Annotated in this window: 12 protein-coding genes; 3 read left to right on the top strand and 9 right to left on the bottom strand. The window is 65.1% G+C overall.

The window, feature by feature from the left end; translation table 11 throughout:
* Window positions 1–4 precede the first annotated feature (4 nt).
* The 6 genes from ACIPYW_RS06160 to ACIPYW_RS06135 all read right to left on the bottom strand — a co-directional run bounded on the left by ACIPYW_RS06160 (window position 5) and on the right by ACIPYW_RS06135 (window position 7,897).
* The gene (locus tag ACIPYW_RS06160) at window positions 5–901 is read right to left on the bottom strand and encodes a metallophosphoesterase (protein WP_400411781.1); all 897 of its coding nucleotides are present in this window, start codon (window positions 899–901) and stop codon (window positions 5–7) included.
* On the bottom strand, window positions 891–1,574 hold the full coding sequence (locus ACIPYW_RS06155; protein ID WP_400411778.1) for a hypothetical protein: 684 nt from the start codon (window positions 1,572–1,574) through the stop codon (window positions 891–893). Before ACIPYW_RS06155 ends, ACIPYW_RS06160 begins: the two co-directional genes overlap by 11 nt.
* A gap of 425 nt (window positions 1,575–1,999) precedes the next feature.
* Entirely contained in the window at window positions 2,000–3,919 is a 1,920-nt protein-coding gene (locus tag ACIPYW_RS06150) for a TniQ family protein (protein WP_400411777.1), read from the bottom strand.
* Entirely contained in the window at window positions 3,916–5,049 is a 1,134-nt protein-coding gene (locus ACIPYW_RS06145; RefSeq protein ID WP_400411775.1) for an AAA family ATPase, read from the bottom strand. The genes ACIPYW_RS06150 and ACIPYW_RS06145 overlap by 4 nt, the downstream gene beginning before the upstream one ends.
* A complete protein-coding gene (locus ACIPYW_RS06140; protein ID WP_400411773.1) occupies window positions 5,046–7,178 on the bottom strand; it encodes a hypothetical protein in 2,133 nt (710 codons plus the stop codon). The genes ACIPYW_RS06145 and ACIPYW_RS06140 overlap by 4 nt, the downstream gene beginning before the upstream one ends.
* Complete coding sequence (locus ACIPYW_RS06135; RefSeq protein ID WP_400411770.1) at window positions 7,175–7,897, bottom strand: TnsA-like heteromeric transposase endonuclease subunit; 723 nt, start codon at window positions 7,895–7,897, stop codon at window positions 7,175–7,177. Before ACIPYW_RS06135 ends, ACIPYW_RS06140 begins: the two co-directional genes overlap by 4 nt.
* Before the next feature lie 259 nt (window positions 7,898–8,156).
* Here ACIPYW_RS06135 and ACIPYW_RS06130 point away from each other — a divergent pair, with 259 nt between their 5' ends.
* From ACIPYW_RS06130 to ACIPYW_RS06120, 3 genes are all read left to right on the top strand, one after another.
* Window positions 8,157–8,426 carry a hypothetical protein gene (locus ACIPYW_RS06130; RefSeq protein ID WP_400411768.1) on the top strand — a complete coding sequence of 90 codons (270 nt, stop codon included), beginning with the start codon at window positions 8,157–8,159 and terminating at the stop codon, window positions 8,424–8,426.
* A 694-nt stretch (window positions 8,427–9,120) separates the two neighbouring features.
* The gene (locus ACIPYW_RS06125) at window positions 9,121–10,377 is read left to right on the top strand and encodes a multidrug effflux MFS transporter (protein ID WP_400411766.1); all 1,257 of its coding nucleotides are present in this window, start codon (window positions 9,121–9,123) and stop codon (window positions 10,375–10,377) included.
* Window positions 10,378–10,521: 144 nt separating this feature from the next.
* Window positions 10,522–11,196, top strand: a complete 675-nt coding sequence (locus ACIPYW_RS06120; RefSeq protein ID WP_400411765.1) for an SDR family NAD(P)-dependent oxidoreductase — start codon at window positions 10,522–10,524, stop codon at window positions 11,194–11,196.
* A gap of 90 nt (window positions 11,197–11,286) precedes the next feature.
* Here ACIPYW_RS06120 and ACIPYW_RS06115 read toward each other — a convergent pair whose 3' ends face one another.
* The 3 genes from ACIPYW_RS06115 to ACIPYW_RS06105 form a co-directional block, all read right to left on the bottom strand.
* A complete protein-coding gene (locus ACIPYW_RS06115) occupies window positions 11,287–11,514 on the bottom strand; it encodes a hypothetical protein (RefSeq protein WP_400411763.1) in 228 nt (75 codons plus the stop codon).
* Between the two features lie 48 nt (window positions 11,515–11,562).
* Window positions 11,563–12,771 carry an MFS transporter gene (locus ACIPYW_RS06110; protein WP_400411761.1) on the bottom strand — a complete coding sequence of 403 codons (1,209 nt, stop codon included), beginning with the start codon at window positions 12,769–12,771 and terminating at the stop codon, window positions 11,563–11,565.
* Window positions 12,772–13,283: 512 nt separating this feature from the next.
* The gene (locus tag ACIPYW_RS06105) at window positions 13,284–14,078 is read right to left on the bottom strand and encodes an SDR family oxidoreductase (RefSeq protein WP_400411759.1); all 795 of its coding nucleotides are present in this window, start codon (window positions 14,076–14,078) and stop codon (window positions 13,284–13,286) included.
* Window positions 14,079–14,175 lie beyond the last annotated feature (97 nt).

The raw sequence follows: 14,175 nt of genomic DNA, 5'->3' as shown, positions 1-14,175 counted from the left end.
GATGTCATCGTTCTGCGTCCTCCAACCACTGCCAGGTCAACGTCGGAAGGTCGAGAAAACCCGCGTTGTACTCCGGCCGTCGACCGGCAAGAGCAACCGTCAGAGAGCCCTCGGTACGTTCCAAGCCAGCCCGGTGAATATGTCCGTGCAGTGCAACAGCCGGATGGACCGCGCCGCGCAGTTCGTCGACGACGGCTCGCGACCGAATGGAGTCATCGATCTCCTCCACGGGCCAGGACGAAGGGCCGTCGATGACGCGTCGGACGGCGCGGATCCCGCTGCCGACGGCCTCGTGTGTCAGCAGCACATCGCACGGCCCCTGAGCGGCCACGCTGCGGGCACGGTCCGGGTCCGGCATGCTCAGCGGCCACCACGGCTGGTGGGCGCGGTCGAAAGCTGATGCGCCACCGAACGAAAGGATGGAGCGCCCGGCCATCACGAAGCGCGTGCCGGGCCTGAGGAACCAGATGCGGCTGGCGACGCGGTACGCGGCCTCGTCATGCTGCGTCCACCAGCGGCTCATGCGCTCCCAGTCGTCGTGATTTCCGGGCGTGACGAGCAGCCGCTCCACGCCGCACGATTCCAGCGCGCGGTTGACCTTGCGGAGGAATCTGCTGGTGCCCGATCCGATGTCGGGGTCGAGTCGTAGGTCACCGAGGTGCAGGACGGTGCGGATGTCGGGACGGGCAGCAGTGACGCGCGTCAACTGCTCGGTCGCGAGCGCGGTGATGGACTCCCAATCCGTCGACACCGCGACGCCTGTTTCATCGGCGATCTGTAAGCCACCGTTGCTCTCGCGCTCGAACGGCTGCCGTCTGCGATCCGCGGAACTGAGCCCGTTTCGGCGCCTCCGCTGCACGTCGCTCGAGGCGTCGTCGAAACTGAGGTTCTCAGTGCGCATGGGATGCTGCCTGACTTGTGGCTTGTTCCAGCCAGGTGAACTGCAACGTCGGCAGGTACAGGAAACCGACATTGCCCGATCGGCTCTCCCGACTGAGGCTGATGACCGTCGACGCTGCATCTCGATGCGCGCCCCGCGTATGCATGTGCGCGTGGAGCGTCACGGCCGGACGGAGACGATTCCGGAGATCCGTCACGAGCGCTCGGGAGGCACGCGAGGCCTCGAGGACCGATGCGGACTGGCGTTGGCGGCGCGCTTCGTAACGGATCTTCGTCGCCACCTGTCTGACCGCATCATCGACGGCCTCATGCAGCAGCAGCACATCCACTGCCCCCGCAGCAACTGAACGATCCACCTCGACAGCGGTGGGCACGACCGTTTGTGAGCCTGCTTCCGCATCGACGAACCGCGCAGACGCCCCGCCACCGAACGATAGGAACCTCCGCCCGGCGATTGTGAAACGGCAGCCGCGCGGCAACGCGTAGATGTGCTCGGTCAGCTGCAACGGCGACTGTGGGCGAGCGCGGAACGCCAGGCGCAGCGCGCTCCAGTCGTCGTAGCTGCCCGGCGTGATCAGCACTCGCAGGTCCAACGTGTTCGCAAGACGTTCGATCGTGTCGATGAACGTCGGGGCGGAGCGTCGTCCAATGCCGAAGTCGCCGAGCTGCAACACCGTGCGAACGTTCGGTCGGGCGAGGTGGATCCTGCTCAGAAGCGCGGGAACATGCCGGACGTCTGCGTGCCAGTCGCCAGCGACGGCGACCTCATTCTCCGGGGTGTGGGAGCTGTCAGCAGGGCGCCATGTCACGTTCGCCAACCTCCATCTCAGGGCGTCCGGAAAACCGGACGCAGCGCGCGGAAGGCAGGACAGCCAACCGGATTTGGCACGCTAGATCAGGTGGAAGCCGGTTCGCTAGCGCCTCGCCTGAGGCGGGTCGCGCTGCGGGCTCGGCTCGTATGACAAATGCGTACTGTAAGAAGTCAGGCGGCGTAAGGGTGGAACTCCTCGCTGTTTGACAACACCCGTCGGACATCGTGCGTCGGATTGCCGGCATCACGGTTTGGTAACGACGGCCGGTGCGGTGGGAACGGCACGGCTCAACCTCGTGCGGGCCTCGGCCGGAGAAACGATCGGTTGGCGACCAACTGTTCATCGACGGCGTCGGTTCGGTGTTCGAGGAGGAGGCGTAAGCGGACACTGCTGATCCCGAGTGCGCCCTCCAGATGGCTGAGCGTATTCGACGGCTGCTGCTGAAGCAGCGCGTCGAGTCGGAGCCGGTCGTTGTTCCATCGCGATTCCTCCAGCATCGTCGCCAGATGGCGCGGGCGAAGTGGAGGTTGCGCGAGAGCGGGGCCGGGCACTTTCATGGCGTTGACGATGTATTGCGCGAACGAGTTCAGCACGATTGCGTGGTCGACGCGCAGGCCGAGAAGGAACGCGGTGTACTGCGCTGCGGTGGGTGGGACGTCGACGGTCGGGCGTGCTAGCCCTGTGATGCGTCGGCCGATGAACCAGGCGACGCAGCGGCGGCGTAGCGGTGTTGATGGCGGCCAATCGAGGGCCCGGCACAACGACAGCCAGAGGGCGTCGGTGAGTTTGGGCCGCATGTCGACTGCCCGCCGCCGACGGTAGTCAACGAGAAACGGAGCGGCGTGGAACGGTGAGTCACCGCGCAATTCGCAGAGCCATCGGATGGTGGCTTCACGGGGAGTCGCTTCACCCAGGAGGGCACCGCGGAACTGCGGCGCGTGGCCTTCCGGCCAGCCGAGCAGGGTGTGGACGGCTGCGACACTGCGATCGGTACGGCCGATGAGCACATACGCGGTGCTGAGTGCGGCTCGGTAGGTGTCGGCGTCGCCGTCGGCGTTCGCGGCGAGCAGGTATGCCAGTTGCGGCCAGAACAGTTGCGGTGTCTGTCCCGCGATGCGATTCGAGTCCCCTTGCGAGAACCGGTCGGGTTGCGTTGCACCTTGGGTGGGTGAACGGTATCGGAGCCGGTCGACGGTCCCAAGGTTGCGGTCGAGTACTTGCAACGCGAGACGTTCGAAGCGTTGCGAGTATGGCCAGTACGCCCGGAGTTGCGCAAAGGGGGTTCGGTCCGCGGCGCGGGCGGCTGAGTCCATGAGCAGCGGTGCGATCAACGCCTGCCGTTCTCGGCTGTCGGCGCTGTGGAGGATGCGGTCGGCGCCGGTCAGAACAGTTGCGGTGAAGAGCGTCTCCGCTGGTGGTGCCGCTCCGGCGCGTTCACTCTTGCGCCAGAGGCCGCTGATCGCGGTGTCCGTGAGGTGCGCGCGTGCCCGGAGTTCGGGTTCGTCGCAAGCGTTGAGCAGCCCGACCGCCACGGCACGATAGTCGTTGATTTCGTCAGAGACGATCTGGTCATCACGGTCGCTGGTGATGAGTTGGCGGAGCCGATGGGCGGTGACGGCGATGGGATGCGACTCATCGACGCGTTCACCGCTGGTCATCGTCAAGTCGAACGTGCATGCGCCGTCGCCGCTGTCTGCGCCGCAGGCGTTCGGATTGAGCGCGTGTCCGGGACTGTTGATCGGGATGCGCTGCTGGCAGTACGGGCAGGTGTCGATGAGGAGCCGACCGTGGCGGTGACAGAGGAACGTCCACGCCAGCCGCCATTCGATCTGCCGTCCAGTGCGTTGTCGCAGGCAATCAGGGCAAACGGCCCCGCGGTCGGGTTCTGACCACAGGGTGAAGTGGGTGACACGCGAGCCACGTTTGGCGAGTACGAGGCCGCGGTTGTGGAACCGTTCAACGGTCCCCGCTGCAACCTGTTCGGGGCTGATCGCGAGGGCGCTCGCTATGCCGAGGCGTTCCGATTCTGTCAGTGCGCTGCGTTCGAGGTGCGCGAGCCGTTTGGGTTTGTCCCGCGCGGTCGAGGCACCTGTGATTCGGATGATGTCGTCGAGGGTTCGGTCGAGCAGATGTGCTGTCCGGTTCAACATGCTGAGGACTGATTCGCCGTCCGACACCGGCAATCGCAGCGGAAGCCGATACGTCACCGTGCTGGATCCGATCGTGTGAGTAGTCGCCCTGATCGGAGCCACTCCGAGAGTTCGACTTTCGTGGTGACCCGCTCGAGGTCGACGGTGCGTCCTCGTTCGGCTTCGCGTGGCAGGTCGACGCTGTCAAGATCTTGCAGGAGCAGATGCTCCCGGCCTGCGTGGATCGCTGCGTCAGCCGCGTCGACGACGATCTCGACCAGCAGGCCGGTGCGTCCGCCGCTGCGGCCGAGGAGCCAGAGCCCCCACTCCAGCTGCAGCTGTTCGCGGGGTTGATCGGCGAGCAGCAGCTTGTTGCTCAGGGCGCCGACGAATTGGAGGTACTTCTTCCGGTTCTCGTGTGTGCTGGTATCGAACCCGCCGAGGCGGAAGGGCCGGTAGGAGCGCAGGGACAGCTGTGAGCGTGTGCCGATGCCGGCAGTGTCCTCGGCGATGAGCTGGTCGATGCCGATTCCTGCCAGCACGATAGTGACGTGGAGATGGTCCATCAGGGACTTGAAATAGCTGGTCAGTTCCTCGCGGGCTTTCGCCGAGCGACCGAAGTAGTGCACCTCGTCCACGAAGATGACCATCGTTTCGTGCCGCTCGACGGCAGACTGCACCTCTCGCAGAAGCATCAGAGCCGTCTTCCGGTCAACGTCGGGGATGCCGTAGTACTCGGCAAGCGCGACAGCGACGTTCTTGGAGGTCGGGTTCTCGGTTCGCCACAGACTGATCGACGCGACGCTCAATCGGAGGAGGCCTCGTGCGGTGTGTGTGCCGTACTTTCGGACATCATCAAGTTCGAATTGCTGCAGGATCCGTGTGACGGAGCTGGACTTGCCTTGGAACGGCTCACCGATGACGAAGCAGAGCCGTTTGCCGGTGGTGAAGCGTCCGTTTTTCCGGATTCGGCCCCCTAACCAGTCGCGGAGTGCCTCGTACTGCGGTGTGACGATCACCGGGATTGTCGCGTGGGCGGTGCGGCGGTCGTCTTCGTACCGTGATCGCTCGGCGTCGTTGAGGCTGTCGAGGAATTGCCGGGTTGGTCGCTGCAACGCTGCGGGTGCTTCGAGGCTCTCCTGCCAGCGCAGGAAGCCGGGTTCGAGGGTGTAGCCGCTATCGAGCGCCACGGCGCGTCCCTTGTTCACGCGTCCTCCGCGTCGATGAGGCTGAGGAGGTCGAGTTCCGCATCGAACTCGGCGTCCGGCTCGTCGCTGTCGTCGTCATCGGATGCGAAGCCGCGCTGGCTCTCCGGCGGATCTGTCGGGTGTTCTTCGGGCGGGTCGGTGAGGAGCGTCGGGTCGCGCAACACGTTGTCGCTTTGGCGCATCATCTCTTGCACCGGATCGTCGAACCCTTCTTGGCGTTGCGCCACTCGACGTTCGACCGCGGTGGCGTCCCAGCCGTGCTCGTGGACGCGATCGAAGAACATGCGGAGCATCACGTGCTTCGGGACCGGCTCGGGGTCGCCGGCGAACATCTCCTCGGCTCGGCGCAGGTGTTCGGCGGAGAAGGACCGGCCGACGTAGTCGCGGTAGCGCCATGGCACTTCATGGACGTCGTGTGTCACCGGATCTTCGAAGTACAGGATTGAGATGTCGCCGGGGTGGACACGCATGACGTAGCCGGAGGGGTTGTCGGTGTTTCCGGCCGGGTTGGGCTTGTTGCGGTACGGACCGAAGATCTCAGCGTTGTAGCGGAACCCGTTGACGTCGACGCCGGCGGAGCCGATCGTCCGCACGAAGTACGGAAGGAACGCCATCGCGAGACGTTCGTCGACGGGTAGTACTGGCGTCCCCCACAGCTCTTGCCCGACTTCCAACGCTCGTCGAGGCGTCCACTTCGTTTTCGAGGCGTCTGGGATGGTGATGCCCTCATGCCAGGACTCGTTGTACACCTCACGCACCCAGCCGCGGATGCGGTTTTCCGCGGACCGTATGTCGAGTACCGCGGAGGCATCCGGGTCCGCTCCGCGGCCGCTGATGTCCGCGCCCTTGTAGCCGGGCAGATGTTCGAGGAACGGTTCCATGGTGCCGAACGACCGCTCCACCTGTCCTTTCTGGTTCGGCATGCGGATGTTCGCCGGTTCGATGGTCATGCCCAGGCTCTGCGCAATGCCGAAAACGTGGTGGGAGACGAAGATCGAGCCGTGGTCGACGACGAGCGTGTCAGGGACTACGCCTGTACCGAGCCCGGTCCGCGGCCCCTGATGGGTGCCGTCCCGCTGTGGCTGCTCCCGAACTCCGGCGTACCGGTCGTCTGGGACGAGCAGCGCATGCGGCACACCAACGTAGGGAAGCTCGCCCGGTAGGCCCTGATAGGGCTTGATGACTTCCCAGAGGACTGCTCCGACGTCCACGGACCGGGCCGTGGGCACGAGCGTCAGGCCGAGGATCGCGCGGGAGAACAGGTCGATGGCCAGGATGAGTTCGCAGCCGCCCACGGTGTTCGAGTTCGGGTCGTACACACGTACGTTCAGCGGTGTTGCGTCGAGGACGACAATGTGGCCCGGATAGGCGGCCATGCGGAGTCCGTGCACCCCGTTGCCGACCGCTTTGTTCGACCGATCGCGCGCCCGAGCGCCGTGGAGGTCCTTGTCTTTGCCGACGATGGCCTCGAGCGCGGTCATCGCCGCTTCGATCGACGGCCGGAAGATGGCCGAGTCGCGTAGTTGACGGTCAAGCTGTTCGGCGATGTTGCGAACGCTCATCTTCGACTCGCCTTCCCGCTGTTTCAGCAACTTCCGGGCGGCGAGGATCCATTGCGGGTCGATCGAGGCGAACGGACCTCGTTTGCTTGATCGTTTGTCCAGGAGCGCCGGCGCACCTCCGGTGCGTTCCCACTCGACCCAGTTGCGGATCGTCTGCACGGATACGTCCAGTTGCGACGCTTTCGTCTGGATGCGTCGGGCCCACGGCAGTGCCGGGTCGTAATCCTTCTTCGGGGTGGATTTCGGTTTGGGTTTGTAGCCCTGCTTGAAGCCGGTCTTCAGCTCGAAGATGTGCTTCTGTTTCCAGACTGCGCGCTTCCGGGCAGCCTTTGAAGCCATAGCCCATGCCGACGAGAGGGTCTCGTGCAAGTCGTCCCGATGGACCGGCGGAAGCGATGAGCCCCTCGCGCCGAGGGCGACTTGGTGTGCGGTCAGCCCGATCTTCGTGCCGTTGCCGAGTGCGACGATGACGCCGCAATTCGGCGTGAGCTGAATGACACGGCCGACCTCGTCTCCGACGGTGAGCAGCATGTTCAGCTGGACCTCGAACACACCGTCCGCGATCACGGCCGTCGCTCCATCCTCGTGGAGCTATCGAAGGGAAGGGTCAGGTCCGCTCGGAAAGCACCAGTCCAGAGGAGGTGCAGAACGGTCGCGCGAACCTGTCGGGGATCCCACAACGGCAACTCCTGGACGATCTCCTGCATGGAAAGCCCGCCGGTTGAGCGGACCGCTGTAATCAGGTCGCTTGAGAATCGCGCGGGGTTCGCGAAGCCGTGCAGCGCTTGCACGTTCGGGACGAACTGCCCGACCTCATGCTCACCGGTCCAGTACTCGTAGTCCCACCCACGACTACGCGCCAGGTGTGCTGCCCACGCGGAGGCGCGGAGCGCCCGCTCGGTCGAAGCGAACTTCGGGTGCTTCACGTTGACGAGAAGGAACCGCCCTCCCCGAAGTTCGAACAGGAAGTCCGGCACGTGCGCGATGCGCTTCCCGTGGAAGTTGCCCTCTGCCCAGAACGGCTGCGCTTTCGCTGCGACGACGGCGGTATCGAAGTCGGCGATGTCGAGGCGCACCGCCTCCAGATGCGACTCGCAGAGAATCAGCCGCCGCGTCGTGGCGAACCACCGCCACACCGGCTTGTGCCGCTGTCCCTGATACGACCGGATGATCCGGGCGGCCTTCTGATCGAGCACGTCCTTACCGGTGACTTCGGCAAGCGGACGCGGGGGAAGACCTTGACCGATGACGACTTGAACGGTTTCGGTGCGTGCGGGACGAGGCACGGCAGCTCCTGAGGCCGGGTGCTCGTCCGCCGGCTATTGCCGGGAGTCGCGGTGCGCTCCTACACTGAGCGCACGCGTGTGCGAGCACGCCAATCGTGGCCTCGTGGGCCACAGGCTGTGGAGCGTAAGGAACCTGGCAGGGATCATCGCGCTACTCCAGCAGACACTCAACAGAACATCCACCGGTTACTGGCATCCTGCCAGGCCGGTCGTTGGCATGCAATGGCGAGACCGGTTTTCTCAACCGGAGGTAGCACCCATGACCGACCACCAACGTGCTCAGCCCCTGCGAGTAGTTGACGCGAGCAAGCTCGTCCAGGTTGCTCACTCGTACTACGTCGAGGTGCGCGCCAAGGAACAGGCGCTACAGGATCTCGTCGCGGATCTCAACGAAGCCGGCGTTTCGGTACGAACGATCGCTGCCGGGGTGGGCGTCAGCCGTTCTACGGCGCACGACTGGATCCGCCTTGGCCGCGCGCGTCACCTCGAAGCCGACGACAGCATCGCTGAGCAGGCGGCGGATGCGTGAGGCGGCTGCGTTGACTCATGGGAGCGACAGCGCCGACGAGTCGCTGCTCGCCGCTGCGGTCGAGAGGAACCAAGCGTTTCACGCCGCGGACCGCGACCGGAAAGCGTTGATGCTTGCCTTGTCGGACCGTGGACTGTCCGCGCGAATAATCGCAGTAGCGCTGAGCGAAAGCCCGAACTCCGTCTCGTACTGGGTTCGTACTGCACGTCGCGAACGGGAGCATAGCCAGCGGGGCGCGTCGGACGGGCGCCAGAATGCGGGCTCGTAGGATTGCGTTTGGGTGGGGCGCCGCCACGCCCTTGCGAAGCAGACGGCGGCGCCCCGACCAGTGCGCATGCCATCCACACGGCGCATCTGGTCCTTCCGCGAGCGGGGAGTGGTCGCGCAACCTCTACCGTCGCTGCGGGTGCGGCAACCCTACCGGTCACGGATGCTTCTTCGCAATTTTTACGAAGCCCGAACAGTACGCTCATCGGGGATTTTGTCACATCACGTCTGAAGCCTCGGGTTGCTTCACGGAAGTTTTCCTGCCGGGTTGCGATCGGACCACTCCGTCGTTCCGGCCGCCGCTGCATCTGCTCGTTCCTTGGGGGTTCGAGTCCGGACCCCTCAGAAGGGCGCCGCTCCGCCTACCGTCCGATTCGGTGGCAAGTAGCCACGGTTGTGGCCCGACGGGCAGTGGAGAGGGATGCACGTGTCCGAAGACGTTGAGAAGGCGGCCGTTCGTACCGGTGTGCGCGTTTCCCGTCGCCTGTCGGTAGGCCTCACCGTCGCGACGGGGGTGCTCACTGTCTTCGGTCCGCTTTCGTTGGACCTCTACCTCCCGGTCCTGCCCGCGATCACACGGGAGTTCCGAACGTCCGATTCGATCGCGCAGGTGACGTTGTCGGCGTGCCTGGTCGGGCTCGCTATCGGGCAGCTCGTCGCGGGCCCCCTGTCGGATCGGTTTGGGCGACGTCGTGTGCTCCTGATCGGCGTCGCCGCGTATGCGACGTTCTCCGGACTCTGCGCTGTGAGTCCGACTGTGGAGTCCTTGGCGGCTGCCCGCTTGGTGCAAGGGGTGGCGGGCGGCTTCGGGATGGTGATCGCGCAAGCTGCCGGCCGCGACACACACGCCGGGGGCGGGCTGGTGCGCTTCTACGGTCGGTTGGCGGTGCTGAGCGGGTCCGCCGCCATCGTCGCGCCGCTCATCGGTGGGGCGCTGGCGTCGATCATGCCGTGGCGGGGAGTGTTCATCGTGCTGGCCTTGCTCGGCGTCGGCATCTTCCTGTTCGTCGCCGTGTCCTTCGCCGAGACGTTGCCGACGAGCCGCCGGGTGGTTGGCGGCGTGGCCCACACGCTACGGAACTACCGCACTCTGGTTCGTGATTGGCGAGTGGTCAGCGTCGTAGCCGCCGTCGCGTTCGCGAACGCGTGCTTGTACGCCTACCTCAGCGGCGCCACATACGTGCTACAAGGTCAGTATCACTTCAGCGCAGCTGCATACTCCTACGCCTTCGGGAGCGGGTCGGTCGCGTTCGTGATCTGTGGCTACCTCGGCGGGGCTCTCGCTGAGCGCCGGGGAGAGGCCCGCACCCTCACAGTCGGCGTGGGTGTCATTCTCACTGGCGCTACCGCCGTGCTCGGAGTGGGTATCACCCACGCCAATGCTGCAGCGTTCATCGGCGCAGTCGTGCTGATGGTCGCTGGCATCGGCATCATGTCCCCCGCCGGTACTGCCCTGGTGGTTTCGCGTTATCCCCACATGGCCGGAACGGCGGCCTCCCTGCTGGGAACCTCACGTCTCGCGCTCGGCGGAATCACGGCACCGCTTGTCGGAGCAGCAGGCACGACAACCGCCTTGACGTTGGGCATGGTAATGACAGTCGCCGCTGCTATCGCCTTCGCAGCCAGCATCGCCGTCACCCAAGCGCACCGTGTCCGACGTCCGCAATCGCCGGTTGAATGCTGAAGGCATGACGCGGCTTTCACCCCTCCCGGCCCCGCGGGGATCGAGTAGCGGCACGCTACGGCAAAGCCACACTGTCTCGTTCCAACCCAGGTCGACCAGTATCAGAGAGCCGCGTCATCGCGGCCACAATGGAAAGAGTCTTGTATGTCAACCATCGCCATCACTGGCGCAGGCCGAGGCCTTGGCGCCGCAATTGCACGGCGCTTCGGCAGCGAAGGCCTCGCCGTCGCCCTCATCGCTCGAAACCAGGAACGAGTTGACGAACTGGCTAACGAACTGGCCGGCGAAGGGATCACAGCTCGAGGCTTTGCCGCTGATGTCCATGACTTGGACGCGCTCGGCGACGCTCTTGACCAGGCGACCGATGCGTTGGGGCCGATCGAGGTTCTCGCGTACAGTCCTCTGCCTGCGAAGGAGTTCTTGAAGAGCGTCCTTGACACGACCGTCGGCGAGCTGCAGGCGGCCGTTGCGTTCTCGGTTCTCGCGCCGGCGAGAGCTGTACAACACGTCTTGCCGGGAATGCGGAAGGCCGGAACTGGAACCGTGCTGTTCATCAACGGCAGCAGCGCCGCCCGCCCGAACGCGAAGGTCGCAGGTACGTCGACGGGGTTCGCCGGTGAGAGCGCCTACGGGCAAATGCTGCACGACGCGTTGCAGCCCGAAGGTATTCGGGTGCATCAGCTCATCATCCCGAACGCAATCGCCCCGGGGCACCCCACCCACGACCCAGACGTCCTCGCGCACACGCTCTGGGAGCAGCACACGACAGGGTCGGAGTTCCGCGTGTTCGCCGAACCGCTGCCCGCCGTGGAGCGCTAAGGGCGTCGCTTCACGGGTGCAGGAATGGGTATGGCCTGGTCGGTCACGACCGGGCCATACCCATGTCCGCGTGTGGCGCTCGAGCCGAGGTCAGCTGAGGTGACGGATGAGCGCCTCGAGAGGTTCATCGGCGTGACCGTCGGGTGCCTGGTTCGCGGCGTCCACGATCGCGATCCAGTCTTGACGGCCGGTCGCAGCGACGTCAGCAGTCAACGCCTCCAGCTGCGCCCGTGTTAATCGTTGTTTGTCCGGCTGGTCCATTGCTATCGCGCGCAGTGGCCCGATTAGCGCTGTAACTCGTTCTCGTGTGATGTCCATACGCGCAGCGTAGAAGGCTCCAGCGACACGCGGTGTTGTCGTCGCTGGTCAGAGGTGAGCGTGAGGGTCCGCTTCGGTGACGGTGCGCTTGAGCAGCAGTGTGAGCAGGATCGAAGCGGCCACGAAGACCATGGCGACACCCGGGACTGCGCGAATACCGATGAGGTTGATCGTGATGCCACCGACCGTGGATCCGGCGGCGAAGCCCAACTGAGCTAGGAGCACACCGATACTCGTGGCTGTTTCGGGCGCCTTCGCCCCGACAACAAGTAGACCCTGTTGGTAGACGACGACGGTCGCGGCGAGCCCAGCACCCCAGATCGCTACGCCAGTCAGAATGACGGGAAGGTTCTCTTGGCCGACGATGACGAGAACCAGGCCGACCGCGACGGCAGCCGGGGCACTGAGCAGTGCGGCGTAAAAGCTACGCGTGGAGAGGCGTCCGATGGCGATGGTTCCGATGATGCCGCCGACGCCTGAAACCGCGAGGGCGATGCTCGTGACGTAGCTCGGAATGCCGTAGTCCTGGAGGTACGCGTCGATGTAAGTGAGCACCACGAAGTGCGCCAGCATCGTCAGCGACCAGGCGATCGCGACGCGCATAACGCCTGGTAGGCGAATCGTTCGAACCAGCCCGATGGACTTGTGCTGCTGCTCACGAACCGCCGGTACGACGAACCACATCAGAACGCCCGCGAGGGCAATGAGCGCTGCGGTCCCAAGGAAAGTGGCACGCCATCCCACCGCAGCACCTGCAAGAGAAGCGACCGGGGCGCCAAATGCGGTTCCCAGGCTCGTTGCCGTGAACACGACGGTGAGCGCTTTCGCGCCGTTGCCGGGACCCGCGATACGAAGCACTACGGCGGGGAACAGGGTGCAGATCAGCGCGTACGAGGCGCCGCCAACAAAGCGGCCGACGTCAGCCGGGACCAGGTGCGGCGCAATGGCGACTGCCGCGGTGCTAAGGGTCAGCGCCGCCATCACGACGGCGAGGACGGGACGGCGTGAGAATCGCAGCGCGAAAGAGGTCAAGGGAAGCACGAGGATCGCATTACCGAGTGCGTAGAACGTCGTGAGCGTTCCAGCGGCGGAGAGACTTACATCGAGGTCATCCGCGATGTCTGTCAGCAGGCCCGAGGGTCCCAGCTCGACCGCTACCGCGAGAAACCAGGCGAATCCCAGGATCAGTATGGGTGTCCAGGGGAACAGACGAGGCGCAGATCGGCGAGCGGCTCTTGAGAGCGCGGGAGCGGTCATCAGGTCCTTTTCAGATACTCGCACGACGCAGCCGTGCGGATGCCAGAAGTGGCGGTAGGTGGTGGAGTCCGAATGTCCGTGCGCCAGGTTGACGTGCTGGTCGCGTCGCGGCGGCCAATACGCCGGTAGGATTCGCTGACACTTCCGACTCTAGGAGCGAGTGACAGCCAGGAGGGGGGCTCATTCCGAACCCCCCATTGCATGTCATCGCCTATCCAACGGGGTTTCGGTACCGCAAACCAGCCGGCCTGACCACCAAGCTTGTGCCCATCCGAACCAGCCGGTTCACTGAAACAGCCCGGCAATGAGACGTGTCGTCGGTTCGAACTCCGGCTGTCGTTGACCGGGACTCCGTTGCCGGCGGCAGTTCCCCGGATATCAGGCCCCGCAGCCTTTCAACGCTGCTGATGGCGAAGGTTGCGGAACAAGCGACGAGAGGGACGTGTCCTGCCCCCCCCCCGCTGCACATCGGTTCCCTTCGCGCGCCACCCGGCTCGCAAACTGGTCACCAACTACACAGTGGGAGTCGCGCCAGCAATCGTGATGGTCGCACCCGACGTAAAGCTGGACTCCGGGCTGACGAAGTGCACGTACGCTGCGGCGAGTTCCGCGGGCTGGCCGGGGCGGCCGTACGGAGTGTCACCGCCGAATGCAGACACCGTCTCGACGTCGTCAGATGCAGGCTGCATCGGGCTCCACACCGACCCAGGCGCGACGGAGTTGACCCGGATGCCCTTCGGGGCGACGTGCTGCGCGAGCGCTGCGGTGAACACCCCGACCGCACCCTTCGAGACGGCGTAGTCAAGTTTGTTCGGTGACGGGTAAACCCCTTGGGTGGAGCCGGTGGTGACGATCGACGATCCTGGGTCCATGTAGGGGATCGCGGCTTTGGTCAACCAGAACAGGGAGTAGACGTTCGTCTTCAGCGTCCGGTCGATTGCCGCGGTCTCCAGCTTGAGGATGTCGTCGTTGCTGGCCATGTGGCCGGCAACCATGACAAGGGTGTCGAGTCCGCCGAGGACCTCCACCGCTCGGTCGATGAGGTCGGTGCAGTACTGCTCGTCGGCGAGGTCTCCCGGGAACAGAGTGATGCTGTGTCCCTCGCTGACGAGGAGGTCGCGGACGGCTTCGGCGTCCGGCTGCTCAACGGGGAGGTATGACAGCACCAAGGAAGCGCCTTCCCGGGCGAGGGCGATCGTCGCCGCCCGGCCGATGCCGGAATCGGCACCGGTGACGACGCCGCGGAACCCGCGGAGCCGACCGAGGCCGACGTAAGTGCCCTCGCCGTGGTCGGGGTTCGGTTCCATGTCCTTCGCAAGCCCGGGCAGCGACTGCGGCTGCGGCGGGAACGGCGGAGCCGGGTACAGGTCAAGGGGATTGCGCTTGTCGTATTGGCTCATGAGT

Source organism: Curtobacterium sp. NPDC089689, from assembly GCF_044749145.1.
Classification (GTDB): Bacteria; Actinomycetota; Actinomycetes; order Actinomycetales; family Microbacteriaceae; genus Curtobacterium.
The sequence above is the reverse complement of the archived record's forward strand: the minus strand, read 5'-3'. Positions and strand labels throughout refer to the sequence as shown.